Origin of the sequence: Vibrio floridensis, from assembly GCF_021852965.1 — a bacterium.
GTDB classification, from domain to species: domain Bacteria; phylum Pseudomonadota; class Gammaproteobacteria; order Enterobacterales; family Vibrionaceae; genus Vibrio; species Vibrio floridensis.
Map to the genome: position 1 here is coordinate 585,969 of NZ_JAKGCY010000001.1, position 15,543 is coordinate 601,511.

Below are 15,543 nucleotides of genomic sequence, written 5' to 3' on the forward strand. Positions count from 1 at the left end.
TTTTGCTAGAATATGAATCGTGTTTGTCTGCATTTGGTGAATAATGCAGCAGATAAGGTGCTTGGCGCATGTTTTAAAAGTTGGCACGCTTTCTGCTTTATTAAGGTTGACCCTTTTTAAGCCGAGGGTCACCTAGCCAACTGACGTTGTTAGTGAACCTGATTGTTCACAAATATATACAGCCAATCACCTCTTATTGTGATTGGCTTTTTTTTATTCTCAATGTCACCCAAATGGTTTGGTGAACAGTTTGGCGCAAACATAGCTTGTTTGTGATGAGGTATTTCATGAAACGTTGCTGTTTAACAACGCTTGCTGCAGGCGCATTATGTGCTGCGCCTGTTTACGCTCAAGGTTCTAAAGGGTGGGAGACGTTTAGTGACATCGGAGCGTACGGCTTGGTCGCCACCGCAGCGGCAGTGCCACTTTATAAAGAAGATTGGCAAGGCTTTTGGCAAGCGGGGTTGAGTATTGGCACTGCGTCTGCCGTCGGTCTATTGGGAAAAGTGACCATTGAAGAAGAAAGGCCGGATAAATCGGGTTTTGATAGCTTTCCCTCCAATCATACCGCCAATGCATTTGCTTCCGCGACGACGCTGCAAATTCGCTACGGTTGGCAGGCGGGTTTGCCTGCCTACACGATTGCCACCTTGGTTGGCGTGGGGAGAGTGGAGGCGGAGAGACACTACTGGCGTGATGTGATCGCAGGTGCCGCTTTAGGCACGCTGTCAGCGTGGATCTTTACTGACGCCTACGATGAAAATATCCAAGTGCTGCCATGGGTGAGCCATGATGGCGCAGGTATCCATGTTGCTTATCAGTTCTAAAAGATGGTTTAACCTCAAGCTCTGAATTCGGCATCTTGAAGTCACTTGGGCATATCTACAAGAGATTGGTAAAAAGGGCGATTGGTGTTGCCAATCGCCCTTTTTGCGTGATTTATGTGTGAATCAATCTCACCACAAGTGAGCCTGCCGCGCGCATGGATTCAATATTGTGACTGAGCACGATACCGGCTTTCGGCGCGTGATAACGCCAAACTTCATCACCAAAGCTGTCGTATTGAATCGCCAGCAGCGCTCCTTGTTCGACCGATTGCATCATCGCCACTTGTGGAAGGATAAAGCCACCGAGCTCGGCGCGAATAGAGGTCACGCTTTGCCCTTCAAAAGCCGGCTTAGGTGCGATGCTATCGCCTTGGATGACGTTATGATGTCTCAGAATATTGGCGATACCAGCAGCGGTGCGAGCAACCAAGTCGCTTTCGGTATAACGCCCCATGCCCACTTCAATGGTGATGCTTGGGATACCATGCTGATTCCATACCGTTTCCAGCACCCCCGCGTCGCCAGGATCATTCAAAATCGCATCGGGCCCTGCAAGGCGCGCCATTTCCAATGATTGAGCAAGACGAAAATCGGCAAAAATATACAGTGGATAGATAGCGCCACTGGTTTGAGTGTGTAAATCGATCGCCAGTTCAGCATTGGGCTTTAATAAATGGTGCCAAATAGCGTGCAGATAGCGCTGTGCTTCATTGCCTTTGTCGTCACCCGGGAAAAAGCGGTTTAGATTCGCTGGAGACACATCTGGATCGGCAGAGTAAAAATCGCGGCTGTGATTAAGCATGCCCGTTAGGTTAATGGTTGGTACGATGGTCACGCAGCCTGCCATAGACTTGCCCACTAAATCGCGTGCAACCTGCTGGGCTGCCAGCACGCCATTGTATTCATCACCATGAACACCAGCGGTAATGACAAACTTCTTCCCTGATTCGGCGCCTTTGAAAACGAGGACAGGCATGTGTTGCCACTGACCAAGTGCATTGGTTGCAATGCGGAACCAAAATTTGTGTTCTCCCGCGGGAAGATCATTCACGTTGAGAGATTGGATTACTTGGTGACCTTGAATAACGTCATCTAAGTAGTGTGTTGTCATGAAACGGTAAACTCCAAATTAGTCATCACTCGCGAGCGTCACTCAATCGCTCCGGAGCAAAATCAAAAAAAGGCGAGAATGGATCTCGCCCTTATCAATTGGGATGGCTAAGCCCAGCCGTCTTTTTTCCGACTGGCTTGCAACAAACGGTTTTGCTTACGCAAAGCCCATCAAATGCGCTGCGACCACAACAATGCTCGATAGAGTAAAGAGTAACAGCATAAAGCGCCAGCAGAATTTCGCCCAGTCACCCCAGTCAATGCGGCATACGCCCAGCGTCGCCATGAGAGAGGCTGAAGTTGGCACAATCACGTTGGTAAACCCATCACCAAGTTGGAATGCCAGTACCGCGACCTGACGAGTAACTCCCGCGATGTCTGACAGTGGTGATAGCAATGGCATGGTGAGTGCTGCTTGGCCAGAGCCTGACGTCACAAAGAAGTTGAACACCGATTGGAATACGTACATCAACCACGCGGCCATCACATCAGGCAGACCGCTGATCACACCGCCAGCACTGTTGAGAATAGAGTTTAGGACGCTCGCTTCATCTGTGGTGCCACCACCAAGAATCAATAAAACCCCTTTAGCACAACCGACGAGAAGAGCAGGGGCAAGCATGATGCTCGCGCCTTCTTTAAACGCGTCTGCGGCATCATTGAGTGTCATACCATTGAGACGGAAAACCGTACCAATAATGGCCACGACAAAGCCCATGGTGAAGAACTGCGAAGCAATTTCAGGGATGTACCAAGCATGCACGACCACACCCCATACTACCCAAATGGTGACCGCAATCACCGTGAGAATCACCAGCGTATCGCCTAGGTTCCAACGCGAGTCATGGCTTCCTAACTCTTGCTGACGGAAATAGGCATCGGTACGACGGCTGTAGGAAAATTCTGGATTGGCCTTGATGCGCGCCGCGTAGATCATGGTGAAAGCAATACCGATTAGCGTGAAACCTACCCATAGCGCCATACGTACAGTCATGCCTGAAAGCACGGGAATGCCGGCAATCCCTTGGGCAATAGCCACGGAAAATGGGTTCATCCAAGAGGTGGCGAAACCAATTTGTGTCGCAACGTAAGTGACCATCACGGTGGTAATACCGTCGTAACCCAGTCTCACCATCAAAGGCGCGATGATAATGGCGAACGCAACGGCTTCTTCGCCCATACCAAACACGGCACCACCAAGTGAAAACAACAAAAACAGCACAGGAATGAATAAAGCCTCACTCCCTTTGGTTTTATCGATCAGGCGCAGAATGCCATTGTCGATGGTACCCGTGCGCATCACAACACCGAACGCACCACCAATCACCAGCATAAACATGATGACGCCAATCGCGCTGCCCCATTTTGAGCCAGAAACCAGCCCTTCAAATGGGAAGTTCATCAAGCCAATGCCACCGCCAGAGGCGAAAAGCCCCACACGGTTGTAGACCAGTTCGCCCTGTTCATCGGTGGCATAGCTGAAAGAGGATGGATCGATAACGGTGCGTGTTTTTTCTGCACCATCAACCATATAGCTAACTTGTTGGCTGTCGAAGTGACCCGCAGGAATAAGATAAGTAAGAATGGCTGCGAAAATACCAACAATAAAAATCAGAATAAGCGTATCTGGCATTTGCCAAGATTTCTTGCTCACGGCTGCGTCAACCGAGTGAGAATGTGTGTGAGACATGTCTGTTTTCACGTTAAGTTAAAGGAGAATGGAATATCATTAAATTAGAATAAAAAGTCAAACTATCTGCCTTTTGTAAACACAATATTCGACAATTTATTGATCTAAAGACAAATAGTTCGTGTGGCACGAATTAAGTGAATGTATCAAAACGCGCAAATCATCACCGTCATTTATTGAACAAATACTCAAATAACGCGTATAGTGGTTTGGTCAGCATTTATAAGGAGTAGGCGCATGGAGTTAAAACAGCGATTGAGTCAACAGCTCAAAGAAAGTCGCGATGCGTTTCTAAGAAACCCATACCCCACCTACCAAAAAAGACTCGAGAACCTCAACAAACTTGAATCGCTCATCAAAGCGCATCAAGCCGAGATCATCTATGCCATCGAACAAGACTTTGGTACTCGTTCAATCAGTGAAACGGGATTACTCGAGCTGTTTACCAGTATTGAAACCATTCGAGATGCAAAAAAACAACTTAAGAAATGGATGAAGACAAGCCATCGACACACCTCTGTCTGGTTTTTTCCTGCTAAAAACAGAGTTGTCCCTCAGCCGTTAGGTGTGGTGGGCGTGATTGTGCCTTGGAACTATCCGCTGATGCTCACCATTGGTCCGCTGGTTGCGGCGCTGGCGGCAGGAAATCGCGTGATGCTCAAAATGTCGCAAAATTCACCGCATTTAGCTCAACTGTTGGTCGAGCTGTTTGAAGCGCAGTTTAATCGTGATGAAGTGGCCATTTACGAGGACGAAGCCGAGATGGGGCCAGAGTTTTCTAAGCTCAAGTTCGACCATTTACTGTTTACTGGCTCAACGAAAACGGGACGCGCGGTGATGCAATCCGCAGCCAATAATTTGGTGCCAGTGACTTTAGAGTTGGGTGGGAAATCCCCTGTGTTCTTAGATGAAAAATTTGATGTGAAGATCGCACTAGAACGCTTGCTTGGTGGAAAATTGTATAACTGTGGCCAAACGTGTATCGCGCCTGACTATCTGTTTGTGCCTCAATCTCGATTGAACGAAGTCGTCGAAACCACCAAAGCCATCATGGCGAAACGCTTTCGCACAATTCAACATCAAGATTACACCTCGATTATCGATGCCAATGCCTTTGAGCGTTTAACGCACCTGCTCAGCGACGCTAAGGAAAAAGGCGCGAAGCTCATCAACTGCATTCCAAACTCTGAACCAGAGCGAGGCAGTCGAAAACTGCCATTCTATCTAGTGACAGAGGTGGAGAGCGACATGGCGGTGATGCAAGAAGAGATCTTTGGACCGATACTGCCTATTATCACTTATCAACATATTGACGAGGTGGTCCACCACATTGCTCAGAGGCCGCATCCTTTGGCGTTATACCTCTTTAGTGAGGATAAGTGGTTACAGAGAAAGTTCACCCAAGAAACACTGTCTGGTGGTTTGTGTATCAACGACGTCATGCTGCATGTCGCACAACACGACTTGCCGTTTGGTGGTGTCGGCGAGAGTGGTATGGGGCATTATCATGGTCGAGAAGGCTTTAACACCTTTTCGAAGTTAAAGCCCGTGATGGCTCAATCTCGATTTGCTCTCACACCACTGTTTTATTCCCCTTACAGCGGTTTCGCAAAATCGATTCTTAATGTCATGATCAACCGAAAGATCGGCAATTATGAGTCGGCCATTCAGCAGAAACTAACGAGTTTGCTGCGCATAATAGGCCGCGACGTCTCTTAAGTCTTGGTCATTCAGGCGTTGTAATTGTGCCTGCATCATATCGGCTAGCGGACCTGTCCGTTGGCCGTTTTGATAGCTTTTCATGGAATCAAACAGATATTGTTCGTTTTGGCCTGCCAGATGCGGGTAGGCGTTATTGGCCGCTACGCCAGATGCGCCGTGGCAAAAGACGCAACTTGGACTTTTGACTTTGCCGAGTTCAGGATTACCTTGAAGAGCGTTTGCGTGAGCGGTGAAGGTGAAAGCAGTGGCGACTAGGCACAGAATTGGTCTTAACATGGCGGCTCCAAACTAAACGTGTTGTGTCGCAGCATAGAGCTTCCCCTAAGGGGAAGCTCAAGAGTAAAGACGTTAGCCGAGGAAGAATCGCAACTTTTCTAGAAATAGATCAATATCTTGGCGAGAAATATCTTTGTGAGTCACAAAACGAATCGGATTTCCTGGGGTAATGATGATCGATTCTTCCGCCAATTTTTGCGCAATCGCGTCGATGTCGATACCGTCATCCAGTTTGGCAAACACAATGTTTGTTTGCACGAAATCAGGATTGACCTGCACGCCAGGCAACTCAGACAAACCCTGCGCCAATGCTTTTGCATTGGCATGATCGACTTTTAACTGAGCCACTTGTTCGGTCAAAGCAAGCTTACCTGCCGCGGCCAAAATACCCGCTTGGCGCATACCGCCACCGACCATTTTGCGTAAACGTCGTGCTTTTGCGATGTATTCTTTAGAACCCAGCAGCAGAGAACCCACCGGAGCGCCTAATCCTTTGGAAAGACAAATGGTCATTGAATCAAAATACTGAGCGATGTCTCTTACTGGGACATCCAACGCCGTTGCTGCGTTATAAACACGAGCACCATCAAGATGGAGTTTTAGATTGTGTTTATCGACGAAAGCACGCGCCTCCTGCAAATAGCTCAAAGGCAGCACTTTACCGTTGATGGTATTTTCAAGGCTCAGCAGCTTAGTGCGCGCAAAGTGGCTGTCATCGGGTTTGATGGCGGCGGCTAGTTTGTCAAACGGTAAAGTGCCATCGGGATTGTTCTCAACCGGTTGAGGTTGGATTGAACCTAATACTGCCGCGCCGCCAGCCTCGTAACGATAGTTATGCGCTTGTTGGCCACAAAGATACTCGTCACCGCGTTCACAATGCGCCATCAAACCTAGCAGGTTTGCTTGCGTACCTGAAGTAGTAAAGAGCGCCGCTTCAAAGCCGGCTTCTTTGGCGGCAAAGGCTTCCAGCTCATTTACGGTTGGGTCATCACCGTAAACATCATCGCCGACGATGGCGTTAGCCATGGCTTCGCGCATGGCGGGAGTAGGGCGAGTTACGGTGTCAGAACGAAAATCCATAGTGTCTCCTCATGTTGGCTATATATAGCCGCAAAGCTTAGCTTTGCTTAAGCAAGCAATGGTTTTGGCGTCACTAATGTCGCCATCTCTTATTTTTTCTTCGAGTTGTTCGAGTGTTAGGCTGACGACTTGAATCACTTCATCTTCGTCACATTGATAGCGATTGGTTTGGGCCAGTTTCTTAGCCACAAAGAGGTACTGAATCTCGTCGCAAAACCCCGCAAGCGGTGTGACTTGGCCCAAAGAGATAAACTCCTCTGCACTGTAGCCAGTTTCTTCTTCTAATTCGCGCTCCGCGCAGTGGATAGGTTCTTCTCCTTGTTCTTTGGTTCCGGCTGGCAGCTCAAGCAACCATTTATTGAGAGAAGGGCGAAATTGGTTAATCAGAATGATATGTCCGTCATCGGTGATGGGGAGAATGACGGATGCCCCTGGGTGCTGAATTTTGGTATGCGTAATGGCATTTCCGTTAGGTAGCAGCACTTCTTCTTCTATTAGGGCAATGTTTTTCCATTTATGTATAACTTTGCTCATGCAAATACAACTTTCCTAGCTAACTGTCTCGTTATGAGAGTTTCACAAGATACGCACAAAAGCCAATAAACGAAAGATTTTATTAGAGTACCACCTAGATATCGTTTGCGTAATCAGTGATTTGTCTCCCATAATTGCAATCTTTGTTTGCTGTGGGACACTGAAAAATCAGTTCTGCTATAAGAGCTTGTCAAATAAAAAATGCACTTGTAACAAAGTGATAACAAATGTATAAAAGTACGTATACGATAACTGAAGAGAATTAGGAGTAACGTAATGATTCGCCCCTCTTTTGCGTCTAATGCAGACAAAGCGTTACTTTCCGAAAGAATCAATAAATTGTCAGCGGCTTTGGCTGACGGTGTGTATGAAAGAGAGTACACCATTAAGCTCTGTTTACTGGCCGCGTTGGCCGGTGAAAGTGTGTTTTTGCTTGGTCCTCCTGGTATTGCAAAAAGTTTAATCGCTAAACGCCTTATTCAAGCCTTTGATAACAGTAGTTATTTCGAATACTTAATGACTCGCTTTTCAACCCCTGAAGAGGTGTTTGGCCCGCTCAGTATTCAAGAGTTGAAAGATAATGGGCGTTACGTCCGTTTGACAAAGGGCTACCTACCCACTGCGCAAGTGGTGTTTCTTGATGAGATTTGGAAAGCAGGCCCTGCCATTTTGAACACCTTGCTGACCGTGGTGAATGAAAAAACATTCAAAAATGGCAGCGATATTGAACGTGTTCCAATGCGTTTGCTTATCTCGGCTTCCAATGAATTGCCTGACGAAGACAGTGGCTTAGATGCGCTATACGACCGAATGTTGGTGCGCGTGTTTGTTAACCGAATTCAGAATAAACAGAACTTTAAATCGATGCTCACCGTGGGCACACCGGAGGAAGCGCGTATTCCTGAAGGGCTTGCGATCACCGATGAAGAGTATCATCAGTGGCAGAAGGCTCTAGAGTCGCTGAAATTGAGCGATCGCGTGTTTGAAAAACTGTTCCAACTGAAAACCATGCTGGAAGAGAAAGCCGAATCGGTAGGTGTCGATGTGGCGGAGACGGATCTCTACGTTTCTGACCGACGTTGGAAAAAAGCCGTGCGCTTACTCAAAGCCAGTGCGTTTTTTAATGGTCGCGATGAAATCAACCCTCTCGATTTGCTGCTGTTGCAAGATTGCTTGTGGAACAGCCCGGAGTCGCGAGATGTTGTTATTTCAGTGATTCAAGAGTTTGCGCTGAATTACGCATTTGATCAAAAGGAAGTACAAAGTCAAATCGACTATTGCCGAGAAGAGTTGGCGGATATCCAACAAGAGTTGGAAGAGCAATATGGCATTGTCCTTTCAATGGAATCGTCTGCTGGTCTGCTGCGTAAGGGCAAAGAGGTACATACTTTTGACACGTCAGAAGCTCGTATTTACAGCGTTGGCCCAACGCGCAACTTGGTCAAATTGGTGCTGCTACAAAGCAACATGTCTGTCTCTGAATCTGAACGTGGTGATAGCCGCTGGGTGTATGTGCAGAAAGATGAACTCGATCGAGTGATCAAAGACGGTCAGGGTGAGCTTTATGGTTTCGTAAACCAAAACACCAATTTATGCCGCTTGAAATTTGATCTGGATGCATCCAACAACTTGGTGATCAGAGACATTGCCAACCGTGCTGTGTTGGTCTGCTTGGTTACTAAAGATGGTCTAAATGAAGAACATTACCAGAAATGGGCAGAAAAATGTGACAGCGCGTTCAGTAAGCTCACTGACGCAGAACACCATTTACGTAAGGTTCGCTCGGATTTCCACGGTGCGTTGCCGCACAACTTTATCGACCCTGAGTTACCAAGAATGATGGAAGCGACGATCCAACAGGTATCGCATACTTTGGAAAGTGTGAAAAGCGAGAGTGAGAAAACCATGTTCCGTATTAAACACCTCAACGAATACTTCTCGTAAGGAATTAATATGTTAGGAGCCGATGGCCTAAACCTTGCCTTAATGATTGCAGACTCAGGGATTGTTGAGTCTGCGGTGAATGATCTTATGGCACGTTCACAGTTAATGGTGATGGCGGAAAACCGAGGAGTGAAAGCCTCGGTGAAAAACCATTTGTCCAAATGGCGTGGCAGTGTAAAGCGCCGCATTACCAAAGTGTGTGAAACAGAACGCTTCCAACAAGAATTGTCGCTCTATCAAGAAGTGATTCACCTGACGGAAAATGAGTTTTTCGAACGCATTGATGATGTCGTGCGTAAGTTGGAATGGCATTCAGCCTTCTATCTACAAGCTCGACGCTTGCTCGATAAAAACAAAGGGTTAAATAACCCAATGTTTCCTCACTATTTCTGCGATCAATGGTATCAAAGTCTGTTTGAAGCGATCAAACAAGCCCAAGTGACTGAACTGGAAGTCAACAAAGAGAAAGTTCTCAACGATCTTTATCAACGCATGGAAACCATGAAAAACATGGACAAAGTGACGGATTCTGGTGACGAAGGAAGCGTTGGGCGACTTTGGGACATGGCATCGGCCAAACTCAGCAAAACAGACGTTTCCGTCATGAAACGCTACGCTGATTTTCTTAAAAAGAACAATGGCTTACAGGAAATTGCTGAGCAGTTAGGTCGCATGGCCAATGAAGTGGATGATCCCGATCTGCAACGCACATCGGCAGAAGAGTTGCAGATGGTCGAGGAGAAAAGTGACGAAGCGACGGATGATATCGTCGGCATCCATGAAAGTGATGATCTCAACAAATTGCTGCCAAACGAAACCATGTTTTTGGCCTACCCAGAACTGGAAGTGGTGTTCTACAAACATTTGGCTGACAAACGTTTGATGAATTATCGCGTGCAGGGCAAGTCGAGAACGCTGCGCAAGGTAAGAGCGCAAAAGCCGGATAATCAGCAAGTAGAGATTGAGAAAGGGCCGTTTGTGTTGTGCGTTGACGCGTCGGGTTCGATGAGTGGTTTCCCTGAGCAGAGTGCGAAAGCAATGGCTTACGCGCTGATGCAGATTGCGTTAGCTGAAGGGCGTGACTGCTATGTCATCTTATTCTCAACAGAGCAAATTACGTACGAGCTGACCAAGCAAGATGGCTTGCGTGAAGCGGCGGATTTTCTCACCTACACATTTCACGGCGGCACGGCATTTGAACCAGTACTGATGAAATCGATCGATCTCATGAGTGGGGATAAATACCGTAATGCGGATTTGGTGGTGCTATCGGACTTTATTGCTCCTAGACAGTCAGAAGAAATGCTGGCGAAAGTTGAGGCATTGAAAGAGCAAAAGAACCGTTTCCACGCCGTCAGTTTGTCGAAATATGGTAACCCTGCGTTGATGTCGATGTTCGACCACTGTTGGGCTTATCACCCAGGCCTAGTTGGGCGCTTATTGAAAAAGTGGTAAACGAAGAAGAGCTCCTCGAGCTCTTTTTTTGTGCCGTTTCACAATCTTGCATGTCGTGATTTAACTTCAACTTAAGCCGTGGCATGGTAAGTACAATGTAAGCCATAAAAACGGTTGAAGGATTGATGATGACCAGCAAAGAACTTGAAGCCTACCTTGATACATTCGCTAGCGCAGAAAGCAGCTTTCCATTTGGCCCGGAAGCCTTAGTCTTTAAGGTCAAAGACAAAATGTTTGCGATTCTAGCCAGCCGAGAAGGGCGAGAATACATTACACTTAAAGCGAAGCCCGAAGATGGCGAAGTGTTAACGTCTCAGTTTGAATCCATCACACCGGGTTACCACACCAATAAGCGTCACTGGATCACTGTGTACTTAAATGGCGATGTGGAATCGGGTTTGATTGAAGATTTGTGCCAACGCTCATATCAATTGGTGGTGGACAAGCTGCCTAAGTCGCAGCGTCCTTAAATCAAGTGATGCAATAAGACTACTGGGGGTAAGGGAATGCGCTCATTAGAACAATGGCTGGATGCCTACGGTGAAAGTCATCAAAACTTGACCAATCAAAAAATCCATACCTTTGCTGTGCCGGGGATTTTCTTTTCGATCGTAGCGCTGATTTGGTCGCTGCCTTCGCTTCCTCTGCCTGTTTTATCGCTGAACTGGGTCTGGGTTGCCGCTTTGCCAGTTTGGTGGTTCTACTATCGGCTGTCGCTTAGTGTCTTTTTGATGATGCTGGGTTATACCCTTGCCAGTATCGCGCTCGCTTGGAGTGTTGAACTGTTGGGGCTGCCCTTAGCTGAGATGGCTGTTGGTCTTTTTGTTGTCTTGTGGATTTTTCAGTTTGTCGGCCACAAGATTGAAGGGAAAAAGCCTTCGTTTTTTGAGGACCTGAAGTTTTTGCTGATTGGTCCAGTTTGGGTGTTTATGCGTCATAAATAATGGCGCATAAACAGATTCTCCTATAGAAGGCTTTAGCTGAAAAACAACCAGATACCGACGCCAATCATCAAACTACCAGCAATTCGGTTCAAGCGACGCACGTTTTGAGATTGACCAAGCAAGCGTTTCAAACCTTTACCACCAGTGGCGTAGAGCGTCATACAGACAAACTCTGAAATCAGAATAATTCCGACCAGCAGCAAAAGCTGTGGTGGTAGTGGCGCGCTTTTGTCAATAAAAGGGGGTAAGAGAGAAATCATAAATGCCCAGCCTTTCGGATTGGCGATGGCAGTAATGAACCCTTGCATGATCAATTGCCAATTATTCGCGCGGCTGACAGAACCAGTTTCAGCAGAAAGAGACAGCTTTCCACGAGATCGCCACATTTGGATGCCTAAGTAAACCAAATAGGTCGCGCCCAATATTTTGAAACTAATGAACAGCATAGGGTAATTGAGCATAACGGCGGCAATACCGACGACCGCTGCAACGGAAACAACCGCAACACCAACCAGCTCTCCGAGCATCATCCAAAGTGTGCGTTTATATCCAATGCTCATACCAAGGGTTAAGGCTAAAGTCATACACATCCCCGGGGTGATAGAGACAAAGAAAAAGGTTGGGATGAAAGCAGAAAGTAGCGCGAAGTTCATGGAGCGAAAATGCCTCACAATATGGGACAAAAGTAACGTAAAGATACAATTACTAACAAATAACTCTGCATAGCATACTCAATTCGTGACATTTGTCGAAATGTATTTGTGACTAATCACGCTGTTTTCTTTCCCCATTTCACTTCGAAAACGATCTCAATCACACATTGGTACAAAGCCGATAGAAAATTTTCATTCGCGTTCTATTATCTCATCGAAACGTTTCGATGAGATTTTTTCTCTAACGCGAATCGATAGAGTTCACCCAAATTGAGAAACAAAAATGAAAAAAAGTGCCCTGCTAAACTCTGAACTTTCCTACCTCGTGGCCACCTTAGGTCACACGGACGAGATCACGATTTGTGACGCTGGTTTGCCGATCCCAGACGGCGTCTCTCGGATTGATTTGGCGTTGACTCACGGTGTGCCAAGTTTTATTGAAACCGTACGAGTGATGCTCTCTGAATCGCAAATCGAAGGGGCAATTGTGACCACGGAGTTTGCAGAGGTAAGCCCTGAGCTTTATCAGGCATTAGTGGCTGAGCTTCAATGTGAAGAAGAAAAAACAGGCAAAGTGTTGTCACTGACGCATGTTTCTCACGAAGAGTTCAAGCAACGTACGGAGTCGAGCAAAGCGGTGGTGCGCACCGGTGAATGCACCCCTTACGCCAATGTGATTTTTCAAGCTGGCGTTGTGTTCTAACCCATTGACAGGTTTCACCAAGTTAGGTGGTTGAGGAGAGAGTATGAACCAAGCGATTTTACAGCTCAGTGAAATTGAAAAAGCATTTCCTGGCGTGAAGGCGTTAGATAAGGCCTCGCTCAATGTCTACCCAGGAAGAGTGATGGCTTTAATGGGAGAAAATGGAGCAGGGAAATCCACCTTGATGAAAGTGCTTACCGGTATCTATTCACGAGACGCAGGTGAGATAGTTTATCAAGGCCAACCAGCGCAGTTTAAAGGGCCACGAGATTCACAACAAGCTGGTATCAGCATTATTCACCAAGAACTAAACCTTATTCGTGAACTGACCATCGCAGAGAACATTTTTCTTGGTCGAGAGATTACCTCGGCGTTTGGGCGTATTGATTGGCCAAAAATGTACGCAGAAGCGGACAAACTGCTCGCGCGCTTGAAAGTGAAGCACAGCTCAAAGACGTTACTTGGTCAGTTAAGTCTGGGTGAGCAGCAGATGGTGGAAATCGCTAAAGCGCTCTCTTTTGAGTCCAAAGTCATCATCATGGATGAACCAACAGACGCCTTGACGGACACCGAAACAGAGGCGCTGTTTTCGGTTATTCGAGAGCTGAGAGAGCAGGGGTGTGGCATTGTTTACATCTCCCACCGTTTGAAAGAGATCTTCGAAATTTGTGATGACATCACGGTGTTGCGCGATGGCAAATTTATCGGTCAGTGCGAAGTCGTGCAAACAGACGAAGATGGCTTAATTGAGATGATGGTTGGGCGCAAGCTTGAAGAGCAATACCCAAGAATTGACGTGGTGCACGGTCAAACCTGTTTAGAAGTGATTGGTCTGACGGGGTCTGGCGTACACGATGTCAGTTTTACCTTAAAACGAGGTGAAATTTTGGGTATTTCAGGTCTGATGGGCGCAGGTCGAACAGAGCTGATGAAAGTGATTTATGGCGCTTTGCCGAGTGAGAGAGGCGTGATCAATCTTGATAATCGCACCATTAATCCGGTAAGCCCACAAGATGGTTTGGCAAATGGCATTGCTTACATTTCAGAAGACCGCAAAGGCGACGGCCTCGTCCTTGGCCTTTCGGTGAAAGAAAACATGTCACTTTGTGCGCTCGATAAGCTAAGCAAAGGTGTGCAAATCCAACATCAAGATGAAGTGGTTGCTGTGGATGATTTTATCCAACTTTTCAACATCAAAACGCCATCTCGCGAACAAATTATTGGCAATCTTTCCGGCGGAAACCAGCAAAAAGTGGCCATTGCAAAAGGGTTGATGACCAAACCGAAAGTTTTGATCCTAGACGAACCGACTCGAGGTGTAGACGTCGGCGCGAAGAAAGAAATTTACCAGTTAATCAACAAATTCAAAGCCGAAGGGATGAGCATCATTCTGGTCTCATCTGAAATGCCAGAAGTGCTCGGCATGAGCGATCGCATCTTAGTGATGCATGAAGGTCGCATCACAGGTGAGTTTGAAGCAAAACACGCCGATCAGGAAAAACTGATGGCCTGTGCAGTCGGCAAAAAAGTATCTGAGGAAGCAGCATGAGTAGTGAAATCATGAGCAAAAACAAATCAAATGAGACAAACAAAACTTGGATCAGTAAAGAGTGGCTCATTGAGCAGAAATCGCTCATCGCGTTACTTTTCCTCATCGTGGTGGTCTCTTTTCTCAATCCAAACTTTTTCACCGTAGACAACATTCTCAACATTCTTCGTCAAACCTCGGTGAACGCGATCATCGCTGTGGGGATGACCTTGGTTATTCTGACCGCGGGCATCGATTTGAGTGTGGGGTCGGTGTTGGCCTTATGTGGTGCGTTTGCTGCCAGCCTTGTCGCGATGGAAGTCCCGGTATTAATCGCAGTGCCAACCGCGCTGTTAGCGGGGGCAACGTTGGGGGCCATTAGCGGCATTATTATCGCCAAAGGCAAAGTTCAAGCCTTTATCGCCACACTGGTGACGATGACCTTGCTGCGTGGTGTCACCATGGTGTATACCGATGGTCGTCCTATATCTACGGGTTTTACCGATACTGCCGACGCGTTTGCTTGGTTTGGCACTGGCTATGCGCTTGGCATTCCGGTACCGGTTTGGTTGATGGTGGTGGTGTTTGCGGCCGCTTGGTATCTGCTTAACCACACCCGCTTTGGTCGCTATGTGTATGCACTGGGTGGGAACGAGTCTGCCACTCGTCTATCCGGTATTAACGTCGACAAAGTCAAAATCGGTGTTTACGCGATTTGCGGCCTACTTGCTGCTTTGGCAGGCATCATCGTCACATCACGTCTATCTTCGGCTCAACCAACGGCAGGGATGGGCTATGAGCTGGATGCGATTGCTGCCGTGGTGCTTGGTGGTACCAGCTTAATGGGCGGTAAAGGGCGGATTATGGGCACTTTGATCGGTGCGTTAATCATCGGTTTCCTAAACAACGCGCTGAACTTACTCGATGTTTCTTCTTACTACCAGATGATTGCCAAAGCTGCGGTGATTTTGCTGGCGGTGATGGTCGACAACAAGAACAAGTAATTTTCACTCTGGACTCGAAAACTCTGACAGCCAAGCTTCGGCTTGGCACCCCTACAAAAGTACAAAGGACGAC

The 15,543-nt window shown here is 47.2% G+C and carries 15 protein-coding genes; 9 read left to right on the plus strand and 6 right to left on the minus strand.

Translation table 11 applies throughout. The features are described 5' to 3' along the window. The first annotated feature begins 287 nt into the window (after positions 1-287). Positions 288-827, plus strand: a complete 540-nt coding sequence (locus tag LZU85_RS02435; RefSeq protein ID WP_237286276.1) for a phosphatase PAP2 family protein — start codon at positions 288-290, stop codon at positions 825-827. Between the two features lie 112 nt (positions 828-939). On the opposite strand, the gene LZU85_RS02440 is transcribed toward LZU85_RS02435, so the two are convergent. Then, positions 940-1,938, minus strand: coding sequence for a succinylglutamate desuccinylase/aspartoacylase family protein (locus LZU85_RS02440; protein WP_237286277.1), 999 nt, complete (start codon positions 1,936-1,938; stop codon positions 940-942). A gap of 156 nt (positions 1,939-2,094) precedes the next feature. Further along, on the minus strand, positions 2,095-3,570 hold the full coding sequence (gene yfcC / locus LZU85_RS02445) for a putative basic amino acid antiporter YfcC (RefSeq protein ID WP_043921232.1): 1,476 nt from the start codon (positions 3,568-3,570) through the stop codon (positions 2,095-2,097). Positions 3,571-3,864: 294 nt separating this feature from the next. Here yfcC and LZU85_RS02450 point away from each other — a divergent pair, with 294 nt between their 5' ends. After that, entirely contained in the window at positions 3,865-5,346 is a 1,482-nt protein-coding gene (locus tag LZU85_RS02450; RefSeq protein ID WP_237286278.1) for a coniferyl aldehyde dehydrogenase, read from the plus strand. Here LZU85_RS02450 and LZU85_RS02455 read toward each other — a convergent pair. The 3 genes from LZU85_RS02455 to LZU85_RS02465 all read right to left on the minus strand — a co-directional run bounded on the left by LZU85_RS02455 (position 5,305) and on the right by LZU85_RS02465 (position 7,239). Continuing rightward, positions 5,305-5,625, minus strand: coding sequence for a c-type cytochrome (locus LZU85_RS02455; protein WP_011081041.1), 321 nt, complete (start codon positions 5,623-5,625; stop codon positions 5,305-5,307). The two genes, LZU85_RS02450 and LZU85_RS02455, sit on opposite strands and share 42 nt — an antisense overlap. Positions 5,626-5,697: 72 nt before the next feature. Continuing rightward, positions 5,698-6,705, minus strand: a complete 1,008-nt coding sequence (gene ltaE, locus LZU85_RS02460) for a low-specificity L-threonine aldolase (protein WP_206623559.1) — start codon at positions 6,703-6,705, stop codon at positions 5,698-5,700. A gap of 18 nt (positions 6,706-6,723) precedes the next feature. Beyond that, the gene (locus LZU85_RS02465; protein ID WP_198102773.1) at positions 6,724-7,239 is read right to left on the minus strand and encodes an NUDIX hydrolase; all 516 of its coding nucleotides are present in this window, start codon (positions 7,237-7,239) and stop codon (positions 6,724-6,726) included. 276 nt (positions 7,240-7,515) lie between these two features. Between LZU85_RS02465 and LZU85_RS02470 the strand changes: the two genes are divergently transcribed. From LZU85_RS02470 to LZU85_RS02485, 4 genes are all read left to right on the plus strand, one after another. Then, complete coding sequence (locus tag LZU85_RS02470) at positions 7,516-9,183, plus strand: ATPase RavA domain-containing protein (RefSeq protein WP_237286279.1); 1,668 nt, start codon at positions 7,516-7,518, stop codon at positions 9,181-9,183. 9 nt (positions 9,184-9,192) lie between these two features. Next, on the plus strand, positions 9,193-10,638 hold the full coding sequence (viaA, locus tag LZU85_RS02475) for an ATPase RavA stimulator ViaA (protein ID WP_237286280.1): 1,446 nt from the start codon (positions 9,193-9,195) through the stop codon (positions 10,636-10,638). A gap of 125 nt (positions 10,639-10,763) precedes the next feature. After that, the gene (locus LZU85_RS02480; protein ID WP_198102771.1) at positions 10,764-11,108 is read left to right on the plus strand and encodes an MmcQ/YjbR family DNA-binding protein; all 345 of its coding nucleotides are present in this window, start codon (positions 10,764-10,766) and stop codon (positions 11,106-11,108) included. Between the two features lie 36 nt (positions 11,109-11,144). Then, positions 11,145-11,582, plus strand: a complete 438-nt coding sequence (locus tag LZU85_RS02485) for an Mpo1 family 2-hydroxy fatty acid dioxygenase (protein WP_198102770.1) — start codon at positions 11,145-11,147, stop codon at positions 11,580-11,582. Between the two features lie 32 nt (positions 11,583-11,614). Here LZU85_RS02485 and LZU85_RS02490 read toward each other — a convergent pair whose 3' ends face one another. Continuing rightward, positions 11,615-12,235, minus strand: a complete 621-nt coding sequence (locus LZU85_RS02490) for a LysE family translocator (RefSeq protein WP_065091048.1) — start codon at positions 12,233-12,235, stop codon at positions 11,615-11,617. A gap of 283 nt (positions 12,236-12,518) precedes the next feature. On the opposite strand from LZU85_RS02490, the gene rbsD reads away from it, so the two are divergent. The 3 genes from rbsD to rbsC are packed head-to-tail and all read left to right on the plus strand — an operon-like array spanning position 12,519 to position 15,470. Beyond that, positions 12,519-12,938, plus strand: a complete 420-nt coding sequence (gene rbsD / locus LZU85_RS02495; RefSeq protein WP_237286281.1) for a D-ribose pyranase — start codon at positions 12,519-12,521, stop codon at positions 12,936-12,938. Between the two features lie 43 nt (positions 12,939-12,981). Beyond that, entirely contained in the window at positions 12,982-14,487 is a 1,506-nt protein-coding gene (gene rbsA / locus LZU85_RS02500) for a ribose ABC transporter ATP-binding protein RbsA (protein WP_047111925.1), read from the plus strand. Beyond that, a complete protein-coding gene (gene rbsC, locus LZU85_RS02505; protein WP_015727714.1) occupies positions 14,484-15,470 on the plus strand; it encodes a ribose ABC transporter permease in 987 nt (328 codons plus the stop codon). The genes rbsA and rbsC overlap by 4 nt, the downstream gene beginning before the upstream one ends. Positions 15,471-15,543 lie beyond the last annotated feature (73 nt).

Excerpts from the sequence above, each read along its gene's own strand:
- rbsD (WP_237286281.1), top strand. The coding sequence starts at position 12,519 with ATGAAAAAAAGTGCCCTGCTAAACTCTGAACTTTCCTACCTCGTGGCC.
- LZU85_RS02465 (WP_198102773.1), bottom strand. The coding sequence starts at position 7,239 with ATGAGCAAAGTTATACATAAATGGAAAAACATTGCCCTAATAGAAGAA.
- LZU85_RS02455 (WP_011081041.1), bottom strand. The coding sequence starts at position 5,625 with ATGTTAAGACCAATTCTGTGCCTAGTCGCCACTGCTTTCACCTTCACC.
- rbsC (WP_015727714.1), top strand. The coding sequence starts at position 14,484 with ATGAGTAGTGAAATCATGAGCAAAAACAAATCAAATGAGACAAACAAA.
- LZU85_RS02485 (WP_198102770.1), top strand. The coding sequence starts at position 11,145 with ATGCGCTCATTAGAACAATGGCTGGATGCCTACGGTGAAAGTCATCAA.
- yfcC (WP_043921232.1), bottom strand. The coding sequence starts at position 3,570 with ATGCCAGATACGCTTATTCTGATTTTTATTGTTGGTATTTTCGCAGCC.
- LZU85_RS02440 (WP_237286277.1), bottom strand. The coding sequence starts at position 1,938 with ATGACAACACACTACTTAGATGACGTTATTCAAGGTCACCAAGTAATC.
- viaA (WP_237286280.1), top strand. The coding sequence starts at position 9,193 with ATGTTAGGAGCCGATGGCCTAAACCTTGCCTTAATGATTGCAGACTCA.
- LZU85_RS02435 (WP_237286276.1), top strand. The coding sequence starts at position 288 with ATGAAACGTTGCTGTTTAACAACGCTTGCTGCAGGCGCATTATGTGCT.
- LZU85_RS02480 (WP_198102771.1), top strand. The coding sequence starts at position 10,764 with ATGATGACCAGCAAAGAACTTGAAGCCTACCTTGATACATTCGCTAGC.
- rbsA (WP_047111925.1), top strand. The coding sequence starts at position 12,982 with ATGAACCAAGCGATTTTACAGCTCAGTGAAATTGAAAAAGCATTTCCT.
- ltaE (WP_206623559.1), bottom strand. The coding sequence starts at position 6,705 with ATGGATTTTCGTTCTGACACCGTAACTCGCCCTACTCCCGCCATGCGC.
- LZU85_RS02450 (WP_237286278.1), top strand. The coding sequence starts at position 3,865 with ATGGAGTTAAAACAGCGATTGAGTCAACAGCTCAAAGAAAGTCGCGAT.
- LZU85_RS02470 (WP_237286279.1), top strand. The coding sequence starts at position 7,516 with ATGATTCGCCCCTCTTTTGCGTCTAATGCAGACAAAGCGTTACTTTCC.
- LZU85_RS02490 (WP_065091048.1), bottom strand. The coding sequence starts at position 12,235 with ATGAACTTCGCGCTACTTTCTGCTTTCATCCCAACCTTTTTCTTTGTC.